Here is a 25,404-nt window from a genome sequence, read left to right on the forward strand (position 1 = left end):
TTTATGTTATGATTTTATTAGAACCCATAAGGAGTAGATATGGTTAAGAGAGATTTAATTCGAAATATTATTATAGCAGTTCTTGCCATCGTAGTGATCTTGTTACTGAGGTCTTTTGTTTTTTCAACGCATCGTGTGACTGAAAATCAGGCAAATAATTATATCCATGCAGGTGATTATGTTACCTTCAATAAAAACGTTGAACCGAAGAAAAAAGATTTTATCCTTTATACCGTTAATGGCAAGGAATACATTGGACGTGTTATTGCCGGTGAAGGAAAGAGCGTAACAGCTATGGATGATTTTCTTTATGTCAATGATAAGCCAATTGAAGAAAATTATATTAGCCACGATAAATCAGCTTATTTGGCTACTGTTTCGCCTGGGAATTTTTTCACAGATGATTTTTCAATTGCAACGTTGACCGATAACAAGCAAACGAAGATTGAAAAGGGACAATACCTAGTATTAAACGATAATCGTCGAAATACAAAAGATAGTCGTAAGTTCGGACTTATTAAAAAAGACCAAATTAAAGGTGTTATTTCTTTCCGATTGTACCCTCTGTCACATTTTGGTTTTGTTGATGTTGACTAATATTCTTTAATGACTGAAAAAGCTAGGAACTTTTGTTAAGTTTCTAGCTTTTTTGCGAATATATAACTGGTAATTCATTTTGATACTGGGAGCTATCGTCAGCTAATTTAAGACTTAACTTAAATAGAATTGAAGTGAATTAACGGAAATATATCAGTAGAAAAGGAAAAGAATATGCAAGAAAAAAATGTCTTAGGATTTAAGAAGAATAAAACCTATGGATTATGTGGCGTTATGTTAACCATGTTATTCTTAGGGACATGTGGTGTGACAGCAGGAGCTGATGAAGTAATGGAAAATCCTTCAAATGCTAATGCTACTAAGCCAATATCAAAGGAGCAAACGACGAGTTCAACGACTGTTTCAAATTCTGAGACTGTACCGAAAGGAGAAAAGCAAACCTCAGAAGTTACTTTTGAAAATTCGTATACGACAGTGACAGCTGAGGCTTCATTTAACACTGTTGACCAAAACTCAACGGAGACAGTATTTCAAGATAAAGCAGATTATATAGTAGCTTCTAATTTGACCAATAATTCCGTGACTAGGAGTGCTTATCAAGGGCCAGATAGTGTTGACAGTACCAGTGAGAGCCAAAGTCATTTTCTTAATGCTATTAAACAGGGAGCTATGGATGGAGCCAAGGAAGGAGTGCTCCCATCAATTACGGCAGCCCAGGCAATCCTAGAAAGTGGTTGGGGCAACTCAAGCCTTGCTCAAGCACCTAATCATAATCTCTTTGGCATTAAGGATTCGGATGATTGGGGTGGTGATACGGTAGTGGTACCAACTCAGGAATATCTTAACGGTCGTTATATTACCATTAACGCTGCCTTTAGAAAATATTCATCGTGGAATGACAGTGTTGTAGATCATGCAAAATTTTTCACCAGTACAGAGTGGCGAAAAAACAATTATAGAAAAGTTATCAATGCAACAGATTATAGGACTGCTGCCCAGGAACTAAAAAATGCTGGATATGCGACAGATCCAGGGTATGCAGGCAAGCTTATTCGTTTGATTGAAGCATATAAGCTCTACGAGTGGGATGAAGAAAGTAATACTGCGATTAACATCAGTGACAATCCGATAGAAATTCAAAATAATCCAAAAGCAGAGCTTGCCATTACAGGTTTGAACAATGCTACTGGTAGCTATGATCTTGTCATTTCAAATTTGGTTGCACCATACGGCTTCAAAGAAGTTCTAGTTCCAACCTGGTCAGAAAAGAATGGTCAAGATGATATCATCTGGTACAAGGCAGCTAAACAAGCTAATGGAGACTATAAGGTAACCGTTCGTTCAAGCAACCATAAAGGTGATAGCGGTCTCTATAACTCTCATGTCTACTTGGTTGATAATGATGGTAAATTCATTGGCCTTGGTGGCAAACAAGTGACCCTTGATATTACCAAGACTCAAGGAACCTTAACGATTGCCAACAACGACAAAAATCGAGGCACTTTTGATGTTGTTATCACCAATCTCACCAATCCAGGTGGGATTACAGGTGTCGTTATCCCTGTATGGTCTGACCAAAATGGTCAAGACGATCTTGTTTGGCATAATGCTACAAAACAGGAGGATGGTTCCTATAAGGTGACGGTTTCTGCCAGCCAACACAAGTGGAATTCAGGCAAGTACATCGTTCACGGATATTTGACAGATGCATCGGGTAAGAATGTTGGTTTTGGTGCAACTTCTGTTGACGTGGTAGCTCCTAAGAAAATCGGCTCAGCCTCTCGAGGAAACTATGATGTCTTTAATAAGATTGTTTATCTAGATGCGGGCCATGGTGGCTATGATCCAGGGGCTTCTTATTTTGGCATTTCTGAAAAGAGTTTGACCTTGGCTATCCAAAGTCGGGTGAAAGCTAAACTAGAAGCAGAAGGCTATCAAGTTGTGACCACACGCACTAACGATAGCTTCGTGGACTTGACTGACCGTTCACGTGCAGCCAATGCCTCTGAGTCAGATATCTTTGTAAGTATCCACATCAATGCTGCAGGAAGCTCTGATGTGCAAGGTATCGAGACTTATTATTACCAACCTTATGCGGAATATCCTTCACGTATTAATGCGGCTTATCATGCTAATCCGACTCGTTTGAGCATGAGTGATACCTTAGCCAATGCCATCCAGTCTAGCCTGATTAATGCGACTGGAGCACAGAATCAGGGCGTGAAGCGTCAAACCTTTGCGGTCTTGCGTGAGACGACAGCTCCAGCAGTCCTTCTTGAATTAGGTTTCTTGTCAAATCCTCAAGAAGCAGCCCGTTTGAATACCTCTGCTTATCAGGAGACTTTAGCTAACGCAATTGTGGCAGGGATTAAGTCTTACTTCGAAAAAGAATCTAAAGTTTAAGTTATATGTTAACCCATCATTATGATGGGTTTTTATGCTATAATTGAGGTAAATACTAAATACAACAAAAGGAGTGCTTATGGCCTACGATTTACTCTTAGAGCGTTTTTTACGTTACGTCAAAATCAATACGCGTAGTGATGAAAATGCGACAAGAACGCCAACAACACAAAGCCAGGTGGATTTTGCCTTGAAGGTTTTAAAACCAGAATTAGAAGAACTAGGTTTAAGTAACATCCATTATTTGGAAAGTAATGGCTACCTAGTAGCAACCCTCCCAGCTAACGATGCTCAACTAACACGTAAGATTGGTTTCATCTCACATATGGATACTGCCGATTTTAATGCAGAAGGAGTGTCACCACAGGTCATTGATTCCTATGATGGTGGTATCATTTCTCTTGGGACTTCAGGTTATAACCTAGATCCAGCTGATTTTCCAAATCTCAAGAATTATGTCGGTCAGACACTTATTACGACAGATGGTACAACCCTGTTAGGAGCTGATGATAAGTCCGGTATTGCTGAAATCATGACAGCTTTGGCTTATTTGAATGTTCATACTGAAATCAAACATTGTGAGATTCGTGTAGGCTTTGGCCCTGATGAAGAAATCGGAATTGGTGCAGACAAATTTGATGTTGCTGATTTTGATGTTGATTTTGCCTATACTGTTGATGGTGGTCCCTTGGGTGAATTGCAATACGAGACATTTTCGGCAGCAGGAGCAGAGCTGATTTTCCATGGTCGTAATGTTCATCCTGGGACAGCAAAAGGTCAGATGGTCAATGCTTTGCAGTTAGCGATTGATTTTCATAATCAGTTGCCAGTAGAGGACCGTCCTGAGTTGACTGATGGCTATCAAGGTTTTAACCATCTTCAAACCATGACTGGTACTGTTGAAGAAGCGAAATCTTCTTATATTATTCGTGATTTTGAAACCAAGTCCTTTGAAAATCGTAAAACAAGCTTCCAAGAAATTGCCGATAAGATGAATCAGGCATATGGTCAAAAGCGTGTTGAGTTGCTACTCAAAGATCAATACTATAATATGCGTCAAGTGATTGAAAAAGACATGACACCTGTCGAGTTGGCCAAGGAAGTTATGGAAGAGCTTGACATTACACCAGTTATTGAACCAATTCGTGGTGGAACTGATGGTTCAAAAATTTCATTCATGGGCATTCCGACACCAAATCTCTTTGCAGGTGGTGAAAATATGCATGGCCGTTATGAGTACGTTTCCTTGCAGACAATGGAAAAAGCCGTAGATGTTATTCTTGGAATTGTCAGTAAACCTTAATTGAGCTTGCTAAATACTAATTTTATGGTAGAATTAAAAGTAATGGAGGTGCTGAGATGATAAAAATTTTCGGCAAGTATCGTTACCATTGGCAACCGGAATTGTCTTGGCTAATCATTTATTGGTCATTAGCTATTACACCTATCTTTATTGCTGCGGCCCTTCTCTTCGAGTTGTACTCGGTGCCTTATCATATTCTGATGCTATTCACTATTTTTGTTGCCCTGTTTGGCTTAGGATTTCATCGTTACTTCATTATCGATGATAAAGGAAATCTTGGTATTGTTTCTTTCAATATCTTTAAGCCACGTAAGGTTAAGATTAGTGATATTGAAAAAATCGAAGTGGTTAAGACAGGCCTAAGTTTTATTTTCAAGAATGGAAAGAAACGTCAGTTTTACATGAGAAAGTGGCCTAAGAAGTATTTCTTAGATGCTCTTGCCCTTCATCCCGATTTTAAGGGTGAAGTAGAGCTGATGGATCATATGACCAACTTTGATTATTTTGCCTTCTATGAGGAATCAAAAAAAGCCCTCAAGCTTAAACTTCGCAAGAAAGGGCTTTAGTCGGACAAGACTTGACAGCTGTCAAGGTCTCGGGGCTATCTTCAATGATTAGGCTAAGTTGGTCGCTATCTCTAAACCTAACTATACCTTCGTCGTCATAATCAAAGACAGGAGAGTAGGTTTGGCATAAACCACAGGCGATACATTTTTCTGGAATTAATGATACTTTCATAGTATTATTTTAAAATAGATTTATTGTTTTTACAAGGAGAATAACATGAGTAAAAAACCATGGGAAGAAAAAGTTTCTGACGAAGAATTGGAAGATGTTGTTGATGCTGATTTTCTAGATGATGAAGATGAGTATGAAGACTACGATGACTATGAAGAAGATGATGACAATGATTCGTCAGATGAAAAGCGTGACAAGGGTGGCTTCATCAATTCGTCATTCTTGACAGTTCTGTTAGGACTTTTCTTCATCATTGTTGTTTGTATTTTGTTCTTTGTTTTCTACACATCAAATGTTGGAGGAAACAAAACAGCTGAGTCTAAGGAATCTTCTGGTTTCTATTCTTCATCAACAAGCAAAGTAGTCAAATCATCATCAAGTGAAAAGGCTTCAAGCAAGGACGAAGAAACTGAGAAATCTACTAAAGAAAAATCTTCAAAAGAGAAATCCTCAGCAACTAAATCGTCAAGCTCTTCAAAACATGCTTCAAAAGAAGAAGATGCTGATGCAACTGAAACAACGGCATCAAGTTCTGCAGCAGCAGCTGATGGATCTTCTATCGTTGTCCAATCTGGAGAAGGTGCTGGTTCTATTGCAGCACGTGCAGGTATTTCTGTAAGTGAGTTGGAACGCCTTAACCCAGATCACATGACAAGTGGTTACTGGTATGCTAACCCAGGAGATGTCGTTAACGTTCAATAATTTAATAGCAAAGGAACATCATGAAAGATATTAGAATTGCAATTGATGGTCCTGCGTCTAGTGGAAAAAGTACTGTAGCCAAGATTATTGCAAAAAATCTTGGCTATACTTATCTCGACACAGGAGCTATGTACCGTTCTGCAACCTATCTAGCGTTGCAAAATGGTTTGACTGAAGATAATGTGCCAGAAATTTTAGAGCAACTCTCTCAACATCCCGTTTCATTTGGGAAAGCAGCAGATGGTAGCCAGCAAGTTTATGTTGGCGATGTTGATGTTACTCATCCTATTCGTGATAACCAAGTGACTAACAATGTTTCTTGGGTTGCCGCCATTCCTGAAGTGCGTAAAGAGCTTGTTTCTCAGCAACAACGCATTGCTGAGGAAGGGGCCATTATCATGGATGGCCGAGATATTGGTACAGTTGTCCTACCAGATGCTGAACTTAAGATTTTCTTGATTGCTTCTGTCGATGAACGTGCAGAACGTCGTTATAAGGAAAATATCGAAAAAGGTATTCCGGCTGATCTTGAGACACTTAAGAAAGAAATTGCTGAACGTGACTATAAAGATAGCCACCGTAAGGTTTCACCTTTGAAACCGGCTGAAGATGCTATTACTTTTGATACCACAGGAGTGTCAATTGATGGCGTTGTGGAATTTATTCAAGAAAAAGCGAAGAAAATTATTGACAAGGGATAAATCAATTGTTATACTAGTAACAATGAGAAAAGCAGAAGTGAGAACTTCTCGCCTTGCGACCTAGGTTGTCTGGCCCAACATGTCAAATCCAATTATGGGATATAATGTGTGCGGGCTTGTTTATCAAGTCCGCTTTGTTTTTCTCTAAAAAAATAAAGAGGTGAAGATCATAGCTAAGAAAGATCTATTCATTAATGATGAAATTCGCGTCCGTGAAGTTCGTCTTGTTGGTCTTGATGGTGAACAATTGGGAATTAAACCATTGTCAGAAGCGCAAGCTGTTGCAGATGATGCAAATGTTGACTTGGTTCTTATCCAACCACAAGCTACGCCACCTGTTGCGAAGATTATGGACTACGGTAAGTTCAAATTTGAGTATCAAAAGAAACAAAAAGAACAACGTAAGAAACAAAGCGTTGTTACCGTTAAGGAAGTTCGTTTGAGCCCAGTTATTGATAAAGGGGACTTCGAAACAAAACTTCGTAATGGTCGTAAATTCCTTGAAAAAGGAAATAAGGTTAAAGTTTCTATCCGTTTCAAAGGACGTATGATTACTCACAAAGAAATCGGAGCTAAGGTCTTGGCGGAATTTGCTGAAAAAACGCAAGATATTTCGATTATTGAGCAAAGAGCTAAGATGGATGGACGACAAATGTTCATGCAACTTGCACCAATTCCTGACAAAAAATAATTGTCAAATTAACACTATTTTAAGAGGAGAATTTTAAAATGCCAAAACAAAAAACACACCGCGCATCAGCTAAACGTTTCAAACGTACAGGTTCAGGTGGATTGAAACGCTTCCGTGCTTTCACATCTCACCGTTTCCACGGTAAAACTAAAAAACAACGTCGTCACCTTCGTAAAGCATCATTGGTACATTCAGGTGACTTTAAACGTATCAAATCAATGCTTTCTCAAATGCGTTAATTCGCTACAAGCATTACAATTTAACTAAACTAGAACTAATTCGGAGGAATATATAAATGGCTCGTGTTAAAGGTGGCGTTGTATCACGCAAACGTCGTAAACGTGTATTGAAACTTGCTAAAGGTTACTATGGTGCAAAACACATCTTGTTCCGTACTGCAAAAGAACAAGTAATGAACTCTTACTACTATGCATACCGTGACCGTCGTCAAAAGAAACGTGATTTTCGTAAACTTTGGATCACTCGTATCAATGCGGCAGCTCGTTTGAACGGACTTTCATACTCACAATTGATGCATGGTTTGAAATTGGCTGAAATCGAAGTTAACCGTAAAATGCTTGCTGATTTGGCAGTTAACGATGCAGCAGCTTTCACAGCTCTTGCAGAAGCTGCTAAAGCAAAACTTGGTAAATAAGAATTAAGATGGGCTTGTCCCATCTTTTTTTATGGAGGTAATTATGATTCGTTTAGCAAAAACTGAGGACATTCCGAGAGTACAGGAACTCTTGAAGCAGATTCTTATTGTTCATCATCAAGTGCGTCCTGATATTTTTAAGTCAGAAGGTAGTAAATTTACTAATGCAGAGTTAGAAGCAGTCATTAATGATTCAACTAAGCCTATTTTTGTTTACGAAGATGAGAATGGTTGTATCCTGGGACATATTTTTTTGATAATTCAAGATATTTCTGAAAATGATGGGCCCAAGAAGCCTCATAAGACGCTTTTTATTGACGATCTTTGTGTGGATAAGGAAGCTCGAGGAAAAAAATTAGGTGAAAAACTTTATCAATTCGCTTTGGAATATGCTAAGGAGCTAGGGTGTTATAACGTAACACTTCACGTATGGAATGATAATGATGGGGCTCTACGTTTTTATGATCGTTTAGGTATGAAACCGAGATATACAGAGATGGAAACTATCCTAAAATAGCCCTATGATAATAAAGCTGGAGTTCCTCTCCAGTTTTTAAGAATAAAAGCAGCCACAGAAGTGACTGCTAATGATGATTAATTTTTCTTTTTCATTTCACCGTGTGGGTAGTAAGTTCCTTCAGGCATATCGTTAATGAAAACGTGAATAGCTTCTTTAGGAGCTTTTGCGATACGTGATACAACTTCGGTAACTTCACGAGCAAGCTCGACTTTTTGTTCTTGAGTACGACCTTCAAAGAGATCAATTTTTACAAATGGCATAATGCATCTCCTTAGTTTTGATAGTCCTATTATAGCATTAATTAAGAGAATATTCTAAAGTTTTTGGAAATTCTTGAAATGATATTATCGCAAGGTTAGACTATAACGTTTTCGAAATTGGTAGGGACTTGTGATGTTAGATAATAGTTTACTTTTTTAATGTGATCTATTCTCTGGGGATGAAAACTCTTTCTAAAAATGGTAAAATAGTGCTAATTAGAGACAGTAAGGAGTAAATTATGACAATAGATTTTCGTGCCGAAGTTGATAAACGTAAAGATGATTTAATGGAGGACCTTTTTGGTTTGTTACGCATTAATTCAGAACGTGATGACAGTAAGGTTGATGAACAGCACCCATTTGGCCCTGGGCCAGTAAAAGCTTTGGAACATTTTCTTGCTTTAGCTAAACGTGACGGCTATAAGACGCGTAATATTGATAATTATGCTGGTGACTTTGAATTTGGTCATGGCGATGAAGTTTTGGGTATCTTTGCACACTTGGATGTGGTTCCAGCTGGGAGTGGTTGGGATACAGCCCCTTATGAACCTGTAATCAAAGATGGTAAACTTTATGCTCGTGGCTCATCAGATGATAAGGGTCCAACAATGGCTTGTTATTATGCTTTGAAAATTATTAAAGAGCTGAATCTTCCAGTATCTAAGCGTGTTCGTTTCATCGTTGGTACAGATGAAGAATCTGGTTGGGATGATATGGCTTATTATTTTGCGCATAATGGATTGAAAGATCCTGATTTTGGTTTTTCTCCTGATGCTGAATTTCCAATTATTAATGGAGAAAAAGGAAATATCACTGCCTATCTTCATTTTGAAGGTCAAAACGATGGTGCATTTAGTCTTGTAAGCTTCAATGGTGGCTTACGTGAAAATATGGTCCCTGAATCTGCAAGTGCTGTTTTTACTGGACCTATCACTTTGCAAGAACTTGAGGCTAAGTTAGCTAATTTTGCGGCTGATCAGGGAGTAACTGGTCAGGTGACTGAAGAAGCTGGGGCCTTCCATGTAACTATTCATGGGAAATCAGTTCACGGTATGATGCCTCAAAAAGGTATTAATGGTGCAACCTATCTAGCTCTCTTCCTCAGCCAATTTGATTTCCAAGGGAATGCTGAAGCTTATTTGAACGTCATTGCTGAAACATTGCATAAAGATTTCTTTGGTGAAAAAGTGGGTCTTGCTTACACAGATCCTAAGATGGGTGAATTGACCATGAATGCTGGGGTGTTTCATTTCAATAAGGAATCAGAAGATAATACAATCGCTTTGAATTTCCGCTACCCTCAAGGTGTTGATGTAGATGGTATTAAGGCCGGCCTTGAAAAACTTGAAGGTCCTAAGGAGGTCACCCTTTCAGAACACGGACATATTCCTCACTATGTACCTGTGAGTGACCCTATGGTTCAAACACTTCTTTCGGTTTATGAGAAACACACAGGACTTAAAGGTGAAGAACAAATCATTGGTGGTGGAACTTTTGGACGTCTTCTTAAACGTGGCGTTGCCTATGGAGCTATGTTCCCAGGTTATGTCAACACGATGCATCAAGCCAATGAATTTACTGAGGTCGAAGACTTGTACCGTGCAGCTGCCATTTATGCAGAAGCTATCTATGAGTTAATCAAATAAAAAAGAGAGACAGTTTTGTCTCTTTTTTGAGGAGGAAAATATGGAAACACTTGAAGAATTAACGCAAGCAATCATGTCCGATGAACAAAATAAAGCTTTTACGGAACAAGGTATAAAACCCTTGTTTACCATTCCAAAAACCGCACGAATTAATATCGTAGGACAAGCTCCTGGTATTCGTGCCCAAGAGTCCGGCCTTTACTGGAATGATCCTAGCGGTGATAATCTCAGGGATTGGATGGGTGTTTCACGCGAAGAATTTTATGAATCTGGCATGTTTGCTATTGTGCCAATGGATTTTTATTTCCCAGGTCATGGTAAATCAGGTGATTTACCTCCTCGCAAAGGATTTGCAGACAAGTGGCATGAGAAAGTTCTTGCTTTAGCTCCTGATATTCAATTAACGATTTTAGTAGGTAACTATGCACAGCGTTACTATTTGCATCAAAAATCATCGGCAAAATTAACGGATACAGTTAAGCATTATAAAGATTATCTCCCAGAGTTTTTTCCTCTCGTTCATCCCTCTCCTAGAAATAATATATGGCAAGCCAAAAATCCATGGTTTATGGAAGAAGTAGTTCCAGATTTGAAGGACTTGGTCAAAAAAATCTTAAGTCAATGATTTCTGATATATGAACTTGGATTGTCATTAGGTATTGTTATCAAATTAATGAAGCAAGTAACAGAACATATCCCAATGATATAAAGATTTGAGCCCCTTGGGGCTCTTTTTGATGCTATAACAAAAATAGTTGCAAAAATTATTAACAAAACTTTAATATTAAGCTTATATTGTGCAATTTAATTCTAATTTTCAGAAGAAGTAACATATAAAATTAAGGTAGCTATCCTTTTAAACTAAAGAATCAATTAAATAATACTTACAAATTGAAAGTGAGTATAAATTTTTAAAAATATTAAGACAATTCCATTGACAGAAAGTTTAAAAGTGATAGACTTTAGGTGTTAAGAAAATATAGAAGGAAATTTGTGATATGGGAAGAAAAGATTCACAACGTTTTTCAATCAGAAAGTATAGCTTTGGAGCTGCTTCTGTTCTTTTGGGTACAACCATTCTTGCGATGGGGGCAACTGGTGTACATGCAGATGAGGTTTCAACTTCAGCTGCTACTGATACACCACTCAGTGCTTCTGTACTAACAGATACTGCTGCTGATCCGGCAACGACTGTTGATCATTCAGAGAAGCAAGTTGTTTCTGTCAAAGAAGAAGGAAATACCACTGTAACAACAAGTGTTGTTACAACTGATAGTCTTGAGGATGCTAAAACTTCTGCGGTAAAAGAAGGGGTAGAAGTCGAAGAAACTGCACCTCAAACACATACATCCCTAGAGGGTGCCATTGCTGACAATCAATCTCAATCAAAAGAGATTAATACGGTTGTCTCTGATTATCAGAAAGCAAAAGAAAGCCACAAAAAAGATGTAGCTGAGTATGATAAAGCTCAGGCTGAGTACGATGCTAAAGTGGCCGAAAAAGCAGCAGCTGATAAAGCAAACGCTGCTTCTAAAGCACAGTATGATACTGATCAAGCTGTTTATGAAAAAGGGTTAGCTAAATACCAAGCTGATAAAAAAGCCTATGATGCAGCATTGGAAGAGTATAATACTCAAAAATTAACTTATGATTCTAAAGTAGCCGAAAAAGCAGCTGCCGATGCAGCTAATGCTAAGTCAGAAGCCGATTACAAGGTACAGTTGGCTGTTTATGAAACTGCTAAGAAGAACTATGAAGCTGCTATGGCTCAGTACAGCAAAGACAAGGCAAAATATGATGCTGAGAAGGAAGCTTATGATGCTAAAGTAGTTGAAAAAGTTCGTACAGAAATCGAAAACAAGGCAGCTCAAGAGCAGTATGAGAAAGATCTAGCTACTTATAATGCCGCTTACGAAAAATATCAAACCGATTTAGCTGCCTACAAGACTGCCAAAGCCGCCTACGATGCTAAAGTAGCCGAAAAAGCAGCAGCTGATGCAGCTAATGCAAAAGCTAAAGCCAAGTATGATGCAGAAATGGTCACTTACGAAGCAGCCTTGTCTGAATATAAGACAAATAAGGCTTTGTATGATGCCGCTCTAGCTGAATACAATACGAAAAAAGCAGCCTATGATGCTAAAGTAGCTGAGAAAACACAAGCGGAAATTACTGATAAGGCTGCTCAAGAGCAATATGAGAAAGATCTTGCTGCTTACAATACGGCTTACGAAAAATATCAAACTGATTTAGCTGCCTACAAGACTGCTAAAGCAGCCTACGATGCCAAAGTAGTCGAAAAAGCAGCAGCTGATGCAGCTAATGCGGAAGCTAAAGCGAAATATGATGCAGAAATGGCTGTTTATAATACAGCTAAAGCACAATACGATAAAGATTTACAAGAATACCAAGCTAAGAAAGCGCAATACGATAAAGATAAAGCAGCCTATGATCAACTTGTTGTTATTAAAGCAGAAGAAGATGCTGCAAAAGCTAAGTATGAAGTTGAGCTTGCCAAATACAATGTAGATTTAGAGCAATACGGCAAAGATTTTGCTACATACCAAACAAAACTTGCTGAATATCAAACGGCTTTGGCACAGTACAAAGATGCTAAAGCGGCCTATGATAAGTACATGAATGATAATGGTTTCCAAGATCTAAAAGATGTAGAAACTGTTCAAGATTTGACCTTCCAACGTGAAGGTGGAGCCATTCATACCATCAATGGCATCAGCGCTTATCTCACTCGTGATGCTCAAGCTCGTTTGAATACAAGCAACGTACATCAGTATGATTCCAATAAATTGGAAGCTTCAGATATTGTAGCAACTAGTCCTTGGGCAAATAATGAAACTGAATTTATTCAAATTAAGGAAGGTGACAAATTTGTTGTAACCTATGACAATTTGAATCAGTCAAGCATGCGTGAAAATACAGATATGCATCCTATCAAGCGCGTGATTTACCGTTATGAAATTCTTACTCTTCCATCAAATGACGGTAAAGGAATTGCAGCCGTTAGCTCAGACCCAACTGTAACACTTACAGTCGGTGCTTCAACAGACCAAAATAAACCAGTTAAGGTGGCTGTAGATGTTGAATTCTATGATGGTAATGGCAATAAGTTTGATTTGACACAGTACAATGCGATTGTAGCGTTGAACTCTCTTAACCACTGGACAGGTGCTTCTTATGTAGATAGTGGGGATAAACCTCGTGCCCTTACAGTAGAAGCCAAGGATAAAAATGGTAACACTGTTCGAGGAACTTGGAATCCATATGCAGATGGTTCATCAATGAGCATTGAAAACAATGCAGTTGTTGTTAAAAATGGAACAGCTGACTTTGGTACTGCTGACGTCACTATCTCTGCTGAAAATCCAATTAAAATTGTAGCTCAAAAAGCGACATGGAATGGTAGTGAATTTACAGTTAGTGAAGAAACTATTATCGACGCAACTTCAGTCAATGCTTCCGGTGCTGGGAATGGTCACTCTATCGGAACAGATGAGTTCACATTTGACGGTAAAGATGATGTTATCGGTTCTTATACGATTGATTCAACTTCAGGACGTATCATCTTTACTCCTAAGAAGAAATTTGAAAATGTAGAGCACCAAGAATCTGTAAATGTTGGAAACAATAAATACATTCCAATTCCAAATTCAAGTGTTTCTTATGATTCTGCTACAAAAGAGGTGACATCATTTAAAGATAACCAATACATTGAACATGGGTCTATCTTTAATGGTGAATCTTCAACGACTCTTGAAGGTTGGGATAATCCATCTTCTCCATACCTCTATTATGGTGGAGCAGGCTTGAAGATGGCTGATGGTCACTTGGTATTTACGGCTAATGGAGCTAATGCTGCTGGTCAACCAACAGTATATTGGTTTGCGATTAACTCAAATGTTGGTATTCCAAAAAATCCAGGTGAAGCGCCAAAAGAGCCAACAGCTCCTGAAGAACCAAAGGCTCCAACACCACCAACGATTACATTGGAAGTTCTTCCAGCGGTACCAACAGAACCAACTCCGCCAACAGCCCCTACGGCACCAACAGAACCTAACTATACAGTTGTTACAGTTGATGCAGAGGGACCTAAGGCTCCTACAGAACCAAAAGCTCCAACGCCACCAACTCCGACAGTTGTTGAAGTTCCAGCGGAACCAAGCAAACCAGAAGAACCTAAAGCGCCAACACCACCGACAGAACCTAACTACACTGTGGTTACAGTTGATGGAGAGGCACCTAAGGCCCCAACAGAGCCCAAAGCTCCAACACCACCAACCCCAGTACTAGTTGAAGTGCCAGCAGAGCCACGTAAGATTACAGCGCCAGTAGAACCTAAAGCTCCAACACCACCTACACCAGTAGTCGTAGAGGTACCTGGAGAGCCAACCAAACCAACACCACCAACTGAGCCTAAGGCACCAACGCCACCAACTATGGTTACAGTTAATGTACCTAATAAACCTGTTTCACCTAAGGAACTTGTAGCCCCTAAAGTTAAATGGCATAAGAATTATCTTGTTGAGCGAGTAACACGTCCAGTACCAACGCCACCACCAACTCCTCAAAAACCAAAAACTTCTGGAACACCTACAGGACCAAGCGTTACACCAACTTCTTCTGTAGTTGCTAAGCAAGAAACAGAAAGAACTAATAGCGCCGTATTGCCAGAAACAGGTGATTCTAACCAAAAATTAGCATCTGTAACAGGTCTAGGCTTTCTTTCAATGGCAATTACAGGTCTATGGTCAGCTCGCAAACGTAAACATTAATAAGATAAAATGAAAGATTAGGTTGTTTTGCTATGCAAGACAGTCTAGTCTTTTTTTGTTATCTATTCTTTGAGTTTTATCAGCTTAAACTAGTTTGATTGTTAAAACTAATTTAGGAAACTAGAAGAAAGAATTTAGCTGAAATAGGTTATCAAGAACTAATTCTCGCAATGAAAAGTAGCATGAAAACGTATAGTTATGTATTTTTCATAATCTTTTCAATAAAAAAACATTAAAGCGAATTGGACTAGATATTATAAAATTAAACCTCCTTTTTGTATCGAAAACGCTATTAATAATAGGGTTTTGTCTATCAAATATTTTGATATTAAAAAGTATTTGAATTTAAGAATCTAATCGAATTTAAAGGAATGCGTGTTTTTATGAGATATCTCAAATTGACATGGTTCTTTCTTTTGTTAGAATATGAACATAACTAAATATAGAAGGACGTAATTTAAATGGGGAAAAAGGAATTACAACGTTATTCACTCAGAAAGTCTAGCCTTGGTGCGGCTTCTGTTCTTTTGGGGACTGCAGTTCTTGCAGTAGGAGCTTCAAATGCAAGCGCTGATGAGGTAGCAACAACTACAGATTCAGCAACACCAGCAGTTGAAGCAACAGATGCTGTTGAAGAAAACACTTCAGCCGTAGCAGATTCAACTGAAAAGAAAGTTGTTAACGTTACTGAAGAAGGTAACACAACTGTTACAACAAGTGAAGTAACAAATACAAGCTTAGAAAACGCAAAAACTGCTGCAACAAACGAAGGGATTGAGGTTAAGGAAGAACCTGCTCAAACTAAGGAAAGTGTTGAAGCAGCTGCTGCGGATAACAAAGCACAAGCAGAAAAAATCAATACAGTCGTTTCTGATTATAAAACGGCTAAAGAAAAATACCAGTCAGATAAGGCTGACTATGATAAAGCAAAAGCAAACTATGATGCTAAATTAGCTGAGAAAGCACTTGCTGATAAATCAAATGCTGAAGCTCAAGCTAAATACGATACTGAAAAAACTGCTTATGATAAAGCTTCAGAGCAATACCAAATTGCTAAGCAAGCTTATGACTCAGCCCTTTCAGAGTACAAGACTAAGAAAGTTACTTATGATGCTAAGGTAGCAGAAAAAGAAGCAGCTGATAAAGAAAATGCCTTGTCTGCAGCTAAATACCAAGCAGAATTGGCAACTTATAACCAAGCAAAAGCTGATTATGAAGCAGCTCTTGCACAGTACAATAGTGATAAGGCCAAATACAATGCTGAAAAAGCTAATTATGATAATAAAGTAGCTGAAAAAGTTGTTATTGAAAAACGTAACGCTGAAGCTGAAGCTAAATATCAAACTGAGCTAGCAGCATATAATGAAGCAAAAGCTAAATATGATGTAGAAAAAGCAGCATATGACAAGAATCTTGAACTTTATAACGCTAAGAAAACAGCTTATGAAGCAGATCTTGAAACAAAACAAGCTATTGAAAAATACAATGCAGATGCTAAAGCTAAATACGAAGCAGCCTTGGTTGTCTACAATGAGCAAAAAGCTAAATATGACCAAGAATACCTTGAGTATCAAAACAAATTAGCTGTCTACCAAACAGCGCTTAAACAATACCAAGAAGCTAAAACAGCTTACGATAAATACATGAATGATCCTGTATATCGTAACCTTAAAGATGCTGAAGTTGTTCAAGAATTGACCTTCCAACGTGAAAACGATGCAACACACAAAGTTGAAGGTGTAAGTAACTACTTGACAAAAGAAGCACAAGAGCGTCTTAACACAAGTAATGTTTTCCAATATGACTCTAACAAGTTACAAGCATCTGACATTGTTTCAAATAGCCCTTGGACAAATACTGAAGACGAGTGGGTTCAAGTTAAAGAAGGTGACAAATTTGTTGTTACTTATGATGGTTTGAACCAATCAAGCATGATTGTTGAGAATGAAGCATCAGCAATCAAACGTGTTGTTTACCGCTACGAAATTGTTAGCCTTCCATCAAATGACGGAAAAGGTATCGCGAAAATCAGTAAGGATCCAACAGTAACTATGACAGTTGGTGCATCAACTGATCAAGATAAACCAGTTAAAGTAGCAGTAGATGTTGAGTTTTACGATAAAGATGGTAAAATGTTCAACCTTAGTGAGCGTAATGCTATCGTAGCACTTAACTCACTAAACCACTGGAATGGTGCAGCTTATGTTGAAACATCTGAACGCCCACGTCCAATTACGGTCGAAGCTAAAGATGTTAACGGCAACACGGTTCGTGGAACTTACAATCCTTATGCGGATGGTTCTACACTGGCTATTCAAAATGGTGAAGTTGTTACGAAATCAGGATATGCTGACTTTGGTGGCGTTACTGTTAACATTTCAGCCGACAATCCACTTAAAGTAGTTGTTCCAATCACTGATTGGAATGGTTCAGAGTGGTTCGTGTCACGTGAAATTCCATCTGATGTAACAACACTTAATGCCTCAGGTAGTGGAAACGGTCATGCTCTTGGTAACCAAGACTATACTTTTGGTGATAAGGACGATGTTATCGGTACATACAGCGTTTCTGCTGAAACTGGTTTGATTACTTTCACACCTAAGAAAAAATACCAATCAACACGTCACCAAGAATACGTTAATATTGGTGATAATCAATTCATCGCTATTCCAAAATCATCAGTTACTTATGATGCAGCTACAAAAGAAGTTACTTCAGTCAATGATAACCAATACATTGACCATGGTTCTGTCTATAATGGTGAAACAACCTCAGACTTAACTGGTTGGGACAATGAAGACTCCCCTTACCTCTATTATGGAGGAGCTGGTATCAAGATGACGAATGGTCACTTGGTATTTACAGCTGATGGTGCCAATGCTGATGGTGCTCCAACGGTCTACTGGTTTGCAATTAATTCGAACCTAGGTTTGCCTAAGAATCCTGGTGAAAAACCTGAAGAGCCTAAGGCACCAACACCACCGACAGCTCCAACTAAACCGTTGATGAAAACGGTTGGTATCAATCCACAAGCACCAACACCACCAACACCTCCAAAAGAACCAGTGGTACCAACACCACCAACTCCAGAGGTAGTAGAAGTTCCTGGTAAACCGCAAGCACCAACACCACCAACAGGTCCAGTAGCGCCAACACCACCAACACCAAAAGTGGTTGAAGTTCCTGCAAAACCGGTTGAACCAACACCACCAACAGGTCCAGTAGCGCCAACACCACCAACACCAAAAGTGGTTGAAGTTCCTGCAAAACCAGTTGAACCAAAAACTCCTGCAAAACCAACTGTTGTATGGCACAAAAACTATGTTGTTGAGAGAGTGTCTCATGTGGTTCCACCAACACCAAAAACACCTCAAAAACCTGTGACACCACCAACACCACCAACGCCTGATACTGAGGTACCTGTAGTTGCGCAACCTGAGTTGCCACAAACTGGTGAACATACAAGTAATGCTGGCTTCCTTGGACTTCTTTCAATGATTTTTGCAGCCTTTATCGGATTCTTCAAACGTCATAAAGAAGACTAAGTGGTACTAATAATTGGCTACTCCATAAGAACTAGACTCTAGCTTAAGAGTCTAGTTTTTTTGTCACCTTTAAAAATTCAACCCCCTTAAATCATTTTAAAATATAAGGGAAAAATGGTATAATGAGTAGAATGATTATTATAGAAAGATGAGAGGAGTCGATCATGGAAGAACTGAAGAAAACCGCCGGTGTAACCGCTGCCAAATTTGTTAAAGATGGTATGGTTGTCGGACTAGGAACAGGGTCAACGGCTTACTTTTTTGTGGAAGAAATTGGTCGTCGTATTAAGGAAGAGGGACTCAATGTTGTCGGTGTAACGACATCAAGTCAAACAACAAAACAAGCAGAAGGCTTAGGGATTCCATTGAAGGCAGTTGATGATATTGACAGTATCGATGTTACTGTAGATGGCGCTGATGAAGTGGATCCTCAACTTAATGGTATTAAGGGTGGTGGTGGCGCCCTCTTGATGGAAAAAATTGTTGCCACACCTACCAAAGAATATATCTGGGTTGTCGATGAGTCTAAAATGGTTGATCAACTCGGTGCCTTTAAACTACCGGTTGAGGTTGTTCAATATGGCGCTGATCGATTGTATCGCGTCTTTGAGTCTAAGGGCTATAAACCATCATTCCGATTAACGGAAGAAGGCAATCGCTTTGTCACTGATATGAAGAACTATATCATTGATCTAGATTTAGGTAAAATTGAAAATCCAGTGGCACTTGGTGAGGAACTTAAAGCCATGACAGGTGTTGTTGAACATGGGCTTTTCAATGGAATGGTTAACAAGGTTATTGTTGCAGGAAAAGACGGTGTTAAGATCGTTGAAGTAAAGGCTTAGTCCCATCTGAGTTTCTTCATTAACTGAAGAACGCAAACTATTATTTACGAAAATATAAAAATAAAAGAAAAGGTAAAGAGAAAATCTTAAAAAGATTTCAACTCTTTGTGGTGTTATTATGTCTAAATTTAATCGAATGCATTTAGTTGTTCTTGATTCTGTAGGGATTGGGGCAGCACCTGATGCAAACGACTTTGTCAATGCTGGTGTACCAGATGGTGCTTCTGATACACTTGGCCATATCTCGAAGACTGTTGGTTTGAATGTGCCAAACATGGCAAAAATTGGTCTTGGGAACATTCCACGTGAAGTGCCTTTGAAGACCGTACCAGCTGAAAATAATCCAACTGGTTATGCAACAAAATTGCAGGAAGTGTCTCTTGGTAAAGATACCATGACTGGCCACTGGGAAATCATGGGTCTCAATATTACTGAACCTTTTGATACCTTCTGGAACGGATTTCCAGAAGAGATTATTACTAAAATTGAAGAGTTTTCAGGTCGAAAGGTCATTCGAGAAGCTAATAAACCTTATTCAGGTACAGCCGTTATTGAAGACTTTGGACCTCGTCAAATGGAAACTGGTGAATTGATTATTTACACTTCAGCTGACCCAGTTCTTCAAATTGCGGCACACGAAGACATTATTCCTTTGGATGAACTCTACCGTATTTGTGAATACGCTCGTTCTATCACTTTGGAACGTCCAGCTCTTCTTGGTCGTATCATTGCGCGTCCTTACGTTGGTGAGCCTGGAAACTTCACTCGTACATCTAACCGTCGTGACTTGGCTGTTTCACCATTTGCGCCAACTGTTTTGGATAAATTGAATGAAGCTGGAATTGATACTTATGCTGTTGGTAAGATTAACGATATCTTCAACGGAGCTGGTATTAATCACGATATGGGCCACAACAAATCAAATAGCCATGGTATTGATAATTTGATTAAAGCTATGACTTCTGAAGATTTCAAACATGGCTTCTCATTCACAAACTTGGTAGACTTCGATGCCCTTTATGGACACCGTCGTAATCCTCATGGATATCGTGATTGTTTGCACGAATTTGACCAACTTTTGCCAGAAATCATCGCAGCAATGCGTGAAGATGACCTCTTAATGATTACAGCAGATCACGGAAATGATCCAACTTACGCTGGTACTGACCATACACGTGAATATATTCCTTTCTTGGCTTACAGCCCATCATTTAAAGGAAATGGACTTATTCCTGTAGGTCATTTCTCTGATATTTCAGCAACTGTTGCTGAAAATTTCGGTGTCGATAAAGCTATGATTGGTGAAAGCTTCTTGGATAAACTTGTCTAAAATGAAGCGCTACGCATTTTTGGTTCGTGGGATAAACGTTGGTGGTCGTCATAAGGTAGTCATGGAAGAATTTTGTCGAGAGTTAGAAAAACTCGGTATGTCAAATGTTTCTTCCTATATAAATAGTGGAAATCTTTTCTTTGATTCTTCCTTGATGAAAGAAGAACTCCTCTTAGTTTTAGAGAGATTTCTTAATAAGACTTATCCATTTATTAAGGTGTTTTCTCTTTTTACTCTAGAAGATTACCAAAATGAAGTGGCATCTTTACCTAAGTGGTGGGAAGATGACTTCTATAGAAAAGATGTCCTCTTATATACTGAAAGACTTGATAAGAACGAAATGAAGAAAATCATTAACTCTTTAGAGTTGAAAGATGAAATTCTTCATCTTGGTCAACTTGGTGTCTACTGGGGAAAGTATGATAAATCAAGTTATAGCCAAACGGCTTATCATAAGAAGTTATTGAAAACACCTTTCTATCCATATATCACCATTCGAAATGCAAGAACTTTTTCAAAAATTGGTCACTTTTTAAGAATGAAATAATATTGAGGGAGAAATAAGATGTCGCTACTTGAAAAAATTAGAGTTACGCAAGCCTTTTTGGAAAGTAAAGGAATTGAAAAGCCTGAATTTGGTTTGATTTTAGGTTCTGGACTTGGCGAGTTGGCTGAAGAAGTTGAAGATGCAATTATCATTGATTATGCGGACATTCCAAACTGGGGACAATCGACCGTTGTTGGTCATGCAGGTAAACTTGTATATGGTACTTTGGCTGGACGTAAGGTTTTGGCTCTTCAAGGACGTTTCCATTTTTATGAAGGAAATCCGCTTGAAGTAGTCACTTTCCCTGTACGTGTGATGAAAGCTCTCGGTTGTGAAGGAGTACTCGTAACGAATGCGGCTGGTGGAATTGGTTTTGGTCCTGGCACTCTCATGGCTATCACAGACCACATCAATATGACTGGTCAAAACCCTTTGATTGGGGAAAACTTGGATGAGTTTGGCCCACGTTTCCCAGATATGTCTAAAGCATATACTCCAGCATACCTTGAAATCGCCCACAAAGTGGCTGATAAACTTGGTATCAAGTTGGAAGAAGGGGTTTATCTTGGAGCAACAGGACCTACCTATGAAACACCTGCTGAAATTCGTGCCTTTAAGACATTGGGTGCAGATGCGGTTGGTATGTCAACTGTTCCTGAAGTTATCGTAGCAGCACATTCTGGCTTGAAAGTTCTGGGTATTTCATGTATTACCAACTTTGCGGCTGGTTTCCAAGAAGAACTCAATCACGAAGAAGTGGTGGAAGTGACAGAACGTGTTAAAGGGGATTTCAAAGGTTTGCTGAAAGCTATTTTGGCTGAACTTTAAAACATGATTTTTCGGGAAATAAAACGTTTAAGGTTGTTACCAAAATCTCTTAAGCTAAGTTTGGCTGTTTTTGGAACTGGTATCGCTTCAGGTCTTGTTGGAATTCTTTGCCACTATCTTTTAGAATTTATACAAGTTCTTGCGTTTGGTAAAGATAAAGGCAATCTCTTGTTACAGTTTCAATCAGTGAATGCTTTTCGAAGATTTTTTGTATTGATTGTGGTTGGGGTCCTAGCTAGTTTATTTTGGTATTTTCTTCAACGACGGATCTCCTTACTTTCCATTAGCAAAGCTAAGCAACTTGTTGGTAAAAGGAGTCCAAACTTTCTAGGCCAGTCTCTACATGCATTAGTCCAGGTGGCAATCGTTGCTGCCGGGGCCTCAATTGGCAAAGAAGGAGCACCTCGAGAATTAGGTGCTCTCTTCGGTGGTAGTCTTTCTAAGGGATTACGTTTAGACATTTCCGATAGACAATTATTAATTGCTTGTGGTGCTGGAGCAGGCTTAGCCTCTGTTTACCAGGTGCCTTTTGCCAGCGCTTTGTTTGTTTTGGAAACATTAGGAGTTAGTTGGAAGCTAAAGAATATCGTCATTATTCTTGTGACTACTTATGTATCTGCTTATTGTGCCAGACCAATTGTTGGTGGACAGGCTCTATATTTAGTCGATAAAGTGACTATTGATTCTTCCAGTTTCATGCAGGCAATCATCTTGACAGTATTTGTAACACCACTTGCTATGATGTTTGGTTATTTGACGAAAAAGGCCAGTGGACATCGTATTACAGACAAAAAAATACTTTGGACTTTGCCTTTTGCCTTTATGATTCTAGGTGGACTGTCAGCATACCTCCCTATTTTTATGGGAAATGGACAGGTTTTAGCCCAATGGCTTTTTTCTGGGAACTCTTCAGCATATCTTCCTGTCGTTCTCATCATCAAATGCCTATTGGTCTGTCTACTTTTAAGAAGTGGTGCCTATGGTGGCACTCTGACGCCATCGTTTGCATTAGGCACAGGTGCGGGTTATCTGATAACGGGGCTTTTTGGAAATTTTGGCCTTTCCCTAAGTCCGAATTTAGGAATGCTTTTAGGAGCAACTATATTTTTAGGAACAACTTTGAATGCCCCCCTAACAGGAATGGCTTTGGTTGTTGGTTTTACAGGCACTGGAGGAGTTATCGTATTACCACTCATACTAGCCAGCATCCTATCAAGGATAATTAATAATAAATGGAAGGAAAAAGTATGAATATTCATTTTATCTTACACGAAACATTTGAGGTTCCAGGAGCTTACTTGAAATGGGCTCAAGAGCGTGGCCACAATGTCACATCAACTAAGGTTTATGAGGAGGAGAAACTTCCTGAAACTGTTGATGGTATTGATTTTCTTATTGTAATGGGTGGACCTCAGTCACCTGATGAAAATCGTCAAGCCTTTCCATACTATGATCCAAAGGCTGAAATTAAATTAATTCAAAAAGCTATTGACGCTGATATCTATATTGTTGGGGTATGTTTAGGGGCTCAACTTTTATCTGTGGCTTATGGTGGTAAGTACGAGCATAGTCCCGAACGTGAGATTGGTGTTTTTCCAATAAATCTTACTGAAGCTGGATTAGCTGATGATCATATTAAAGATTTTGGTTCTACTTTAGATACCGGTCACTGGCATGGAGATATGCCTGGATTATCAGACAATGCAGTTGTTATGGCTACAAGTAAAGGTTGCCCTCGTCAAATTGTTCGCTTTAGTCCTAAACACTATGCTTTCCAGGCACATTTGGAGTTCGATCCAGAGGCTATTGATTTACTGATAGCTGCTGATGGTGAAGAGCACTTGCGCCAGCAAAATCAAGAGTTACCTTTTGTTCAAACACCAGAACAATTGCGGGCCAATGACTATTCTCAAATGAATAAAAAGTTATTTGCTTTTCTAGATTCACTAACCCAAGGCTAAACATTTAAGTAGCTCATGTACTATCAATATAATAGTAGAAAATTTTAAAAAATATAACGTAAAAAAGGTAGAGCAGGTGTTCATATTTGAACACGAGTGGAAAGCTTGGAAAATAGATAATCTTCCTAATTTTCAGTCGCTTTCTGATCGCACTCCAGATTACTTAATAAAAAAGAAAGGATGGGTAGCTTGGGTTTGAAATTGAACCCGGGCTAGAGGCGGTGTAAAAAAGATAAATCTTCCAAGATGCGGTGCATCTTTGTCGGATTTCCTATTTTTACTTTGCCTCTTTAACGCCGATTCTATAAATAACTAAGAAAGGTAGAGCAGGTGTTCATATTTGAACACGAGCGGAAAGCTTGGAAAATAGATAATCTGCCTAGATGCGAGGCATCTTCGTCAGCTTCCTAATTTTCAGTCGCTTTCTGATCGCTCTTTGTATCATAAATTATGTCTATTCATATTGCTGCTAAGCAGGGAGAGATTGCTGATAAAATTCTTCTTCCTGGGGATCCTCTTCGTGCCAAATTCATTGCTGAGAATTTTTTTGAAGATGCTGTCTGTTTCAATGAGGTTCGTAACATGTTTGGTTACACAGGAACTTATAAGGATGAACGTGTTTCTGTGATGGGGACTGGGATGGGAATGCCATCTATCTCTATTTATGCACGTGAACTTATCGTTGATTACGGGGTTAAAAAACTTATTCGTGTGGGAACTGCAGGTTCATTAAATAAGGATGTTCATGTGCGTGAGTTGGTCTTGGCACAAGCTGCAGCGACAAACTCTAACATTATTCGTAACGATTGGCCACAATACGATTTCCCACAAATTGCAAGTTTCAACCTTTTAGATAAGGCTTACCACATTGCCAAAGATCTCGGTATGACTACCCATGTTGGTAATGTACTGTCTTCTGATGTTTTCTACTCAAATTACTATGAGAAAAATATTGAACTCGGTAAATGGGGCGTGAAAGCTGTTGAAATGGAAGCGGCAGCTCTTTATTACCTTGCAGCTCAGCATCAGGTAGATGCTCTTGCCATTATGACAATCTCTGATAGTTTGGTGAATCCAGATGAGGATACAACTGCAGAGGAACGTCAAAATACTTTCACTGATATGATGAAAGTCGGTTTAGAAACACTTATTTCTGATTAGTTGCTATAATGAAAGGACACCTTTTGGTGTTCCTTTTTGGTTTTGTTGGGTTATAGTTGACTTGTTTCCTTTATTATGAATAGTGGTAATAGATTTAAAATTGTCAAAAGAATAGTATAGTAACTACTATTTTTTATGGAGTGAGTTTATAATATCAAGGTAAATGTCAGAAAATTATAGAATTAGTATACTAATTGTGAAATTTTTCCTGACAATATGATGA

23 protein-coding genes and 1 other annotated feature are annotated in these 25,404 nt (G+C 38.8%); of the genes, 21 read left to right on the plus strand and 2 right to left on the minus strand.

Features of this window, described 5'->3' with window-relative positions:
* The first annotated feature begins 39 nt into the window (after nucleotides 1-39).
* The 4 genes from lepB to PCY14_RS04165 all read left to right on the plus strand — a co-directional run bounded on the left by lepB (nucleotide 40) and on the right by PCY14_RS04165 (nucleotide 4,830).
* A complete protein-coding gene (gene lepB, locus PCY14_RS04150; protein WP_008534513.1) occupies nucleotides 40-597 on the plus strand; it encodes a signal peptidase I in 558 nt (185 codons plus the stop codon).
* 174 nt (nucleotides 598-771) lie between these two features.
* The gene (locus tag PCY14_RS04155) at nucleotides 772-2,961 is read left to right on the plus strand and encodes a GBS Bsp-like repeat-containing protein (RefSeq protein ID WP_301363182.1); all 2,190 of its coding nucleotides are present in this window, start codon (nucleotides 772-774) and stop codon (nucleotides 2,959-2,961) included.
* 79 nt (nucleotides 2,962-3,040) lie between these two features.
* Nucleotides 3,041-4,264, plus strand: coding sequence for a peptidase T (gene pepT, locus PCY14_RS04160; RefSeq protein WP_301363183.1), 1,224 nt, complete (start codon nucleotides 3,041-3,043; stop codon nucleotides 4,262-4,264).
* Nucleotides 4,265-4,320: 56 nt separating this feature from the next.
* Entirely contained in the window at nucleotides 4,321-4,830 is a 510-nt protein-coding gene (locus tag PCY14_RS04165) for an EbsA family protein (RefSeq protein ID WP_002888814.1), read from the plus strand.
* Here the strand turns inward: PCY14_RS04165 and PCY14_RS04170 are convergent.
* Entirely contained in the window at nucleotides 4,805-5,002 is a 198-nt protein-coding gene (locus tag PCY14_RS04170) for a ferredoxin (RefSeq protein ID WP_301363184.1), read from the minus strand. The genes PCY14_RS04165 and PCY14_RS04170 overlap by 26 nt on opposite strands.
* A gap of 45 nt (nucleotides 5,003-5,047) precedes the next feature.
* Between PCY14_RS04170 and PCY14_RS04175 the strand changes: the two genes are divergently transcribed.
* From PCY14_RS04175 to PCY14_RS04200, 6 genes are all read left to right on the plus strand, one after another.
* A complete protein-coding gene (locus tag PCY14_RS04175; protein ID WP_293941899.1) occupies nucleotides 5,048-5,704 on the plus strand; it encodes an SAG1386/EF1546 family surface-associated protein in 657 nt (218 codons plus the stop codon).
* A gap of 20 nt (nucleotides 5,705-5,724) precedes the next feature.
* Nucleotides 5,725-6,405, plus strand: coding sequence for a (d)CMP kinase (cmk, locus tag PCY14_RS04180; RefSeq protein ID WP_002888812.1), 681 nt, complete (start codon nucleotides 5,725-5,727; stop codon nucleotides 6,403-6,405).
* Between the two features lie 23 nt (nucleotides 6,406-6,428).
* Nucleotides 6,429-6,552: a sequence feature (ribosomal protein L20 leader region), on the plus strand.
* Between the two features lie 13 nt (nucleotides 6,553-6,565).
* The gene (gene infC / locus PCY14_RS04185) at nucleotides 6,566-7,096 is read left to right on the plus strand and encodes a translation initiation factor IF-3 (RefSeq protein ID WP_301363185.1); all 531 of its coding nucleotides are present in this window, start codon (nucleotides 6,566-6,568) and stop codon (nucleotides 7,094-7,096) included.
* Between the two features lie 38 nt (nucleotides 7,097-7,134).
* Nucleotides 7,135-7,335 carry a 50S ribosomal protein L35 gene (rpmI, locus tag PCY14_RS04190; RefSeq protein WP_002888810.1) on the plus strand — a complete coding sequence of 67 codons (201 nt, stop codon included), beginning with the start codon at nucleotides 7,135-7,137 and terminating at the stop codon, nucleotides 7,333-7,335.
* 56 nt (nucleotides 7,336-7,391) lie between these two features.
* Nucleotides 7,392-7,751 (plus strand): 50S ribosomal protein L20, encoded by a 360-nt coding sequence (gene rplT, locus PCY14_RS04195; RefSeq protein ID WP_008534524.1) that lies wholly within the window; start codon nucleotides 7,392-7,394, stop codon nucleotides 7,749-7,751.
* Nucleotides 7,752-7,794: 43 nt separating this feature from the next.
* Nucleotides 7,795-8,268: a GNAT family N-acetyltransferase gene (locus PCY14_RS04200; protein ID WP_301363186.1), complete on the plus strand. Its 474-nt coding sequence runs from the start codon at nucleotides 7,795-7,797 to the stop codon at nucleotides 8,266-8,268.
* Nucleotides 8,269-8,345: 77 nt separating this feature from the next.
* Here the strand turns inward: PCY14_RS04200 and PCY14_RS04205 are convergent, their stop codons facing one another.
* Complete coding sequence (locus PCY14_RS04205; protein ID WP_002888803.1) at nucleotides 8,346-8,531, minus strand: 4-oxalocrotonate tautomerase; 186 nt, start codon at nucleotides 8,529-8,531, stop codon at nucleotides 8,346-8,348.
* 239 nt (nucleotides 8,532-8,770) lie between these two features.
* Here PCY14_RS04205 and pepV point away from each other — a divergent pair, with 239 nt between their 5' ends.
* From pepV to deoD, 11 genes are all read left to right on the plus strand, one after another.
* On the plus strand, nucleotides 8,771-10,177 hold the full coding sequence (gene pepV, locus PCY14_RS04210) for a dipeptidase PepV (RefSeq protein ID WP_021145455.1): 1,407 nt from the start codon (nucleotides 8,771-8,773) through the stop codon (nucleotides 10,175-10,177).
* A gap of 40 nt (nucleotides 10,178-10,217) precedes the next feature.
* Nucleotides 10,218-10,802, plus strand: a complete 585-nt coding sequence (locus PCY14_RS04215) for a uracil-DNA glycosylase family protein (protein ID WP_014634430.1) — start codon at nucleotides 10,218-10,220, stop codon at nucleotides 10,800-10,802.
* A gap of 373 nt (nucleotides 10,803-11,175) precedes the next feature.
* The gene (locus PCY14_RS04220; RefSeq protein WP_301363188.1) at nucleotides 11,176-14,964 is read left to right on the plus strand and encodes a GbpC/Spa domain-containing protein; all 3,789 of its coding nucleotides are present in this window, start codon (nucleotides 11,176-11,178) and stop codon (nucleotides 14,962-14,964) included.
* A 461-nt stretch (nucleotides 14,965-15,425) separates the two neighbouring features.
* Entirely contained in the window at nucleotides 15,426-18,509 is a 3,084-nt protein-coding gene (locus tag PCY14_RS04225; protein ID WP_301363189.1) for a GbpC/Spa domain-containing protein, read from the plus strand.
* Between the two features lie 164 nt (nucleotides 18,510-18,673).
* A complete protein-coding gene (gene rpiA / locus PCY14_RS04230) occupies nucleotides 18,674-19,354 on the plus strand; it encodes a ribose-5-phosphate isomerase RpiA (RefSeq protein ID WP_060934231.1) in 681 nt (226 codons plus the stop codon).
* Between the two features lie 118 nt (nucleotides 19,355-19,472).
* Nucleotides 19,473-20,684: a phosphopentomutase gene (locus PCY14_RS04235; protein ID WP_021145448.1), complete on the plus strand. Its 1,212-nt coding sequence runs from the start codon at nucleotides 19,473-19,475 to the stop codon at nucleotides 20,682-20,684.
* A gap of 1 nt (nucleotide 20,685) precedes the next feature.
* Entirely contained in the window at nucleotides 20,686-21,231 is a 546-nt protein-coding gene (locus PCY14_RS04240) for a DUF1697 domain-containing protein (RefSeq protein WP_021151928.1), read from the plus strand.
* Between the two features lie 18 nt (nucleotides 21,232-21,249).
* The gene (locus PCY14_RS04245; protein WP_021151927.1) at nucleotides 21,250-22,059 is read left to right on the plus strand and encodes a purine-nucleoside phosphorylase; all 810 of its coding nucleotides are present in this window, start codon (nucleotides 21,250-21,252) and stop codon (nucleotides 22,057-22,059) included.
* A 3-nt stretch (nucleotides 22,060-22,062) separates the two neighbouring features.
* On the plus strand, nucleotides 22,063-23,310 hold the full coding sequence (locus tag PCY14_RS04250) for a chloride channel protein (protein WP_060934233.1): 1,248 nt from the start codon (nucleotides 22,063-22,065) through the stop codon (nucleotides 23,308-23,310).
* On the plus strand, nucleotides 23,307-24,020 hold the full coding sequence (locus PCY14_RS04255) for a type 1 glutamine amidotransferase (protein ID WP_060934234.1): 714 nt from the start codon (nucleotides 23,307-23,309) through the stop codon (nucleotides 24,018-24,020). The genes PCY14_RS04250 and PCY14_RS04255 overlap by 4 nt, the downstream gene beginning before the upstream one ends.
* Nucleotides 24,021-24,470: 450 nt before the next feature.
* Nucleotides 24,471-25,181 carry a purine-nucleoside phosphorylase gene (gene deoD / locus PCY14_RS04260; RefSeq protein ID WP_060934235.1) on the plus strand — a complete coding sequence of 237 codons (711 nt, stop codon included), beginning with the start codon at nucleotides 24,471-24,473 and terminating at the stop codon, nucleotides 25,179-25,181.
* The last annotated feature ends 223 nt before the right edge of the window (nucleotides 25,182-25,404 follow it).

The sequence above is a fragment of the Streptococcus sp. SV2 genome (assembly GCF_030440175.1).
Classification (GTDB): domain Bacteria; phylum Bacillota; class Bacilli; order Lactobacillales; family Streptococcaceae; genus Streptococcus; species Streptococcus raffinosi.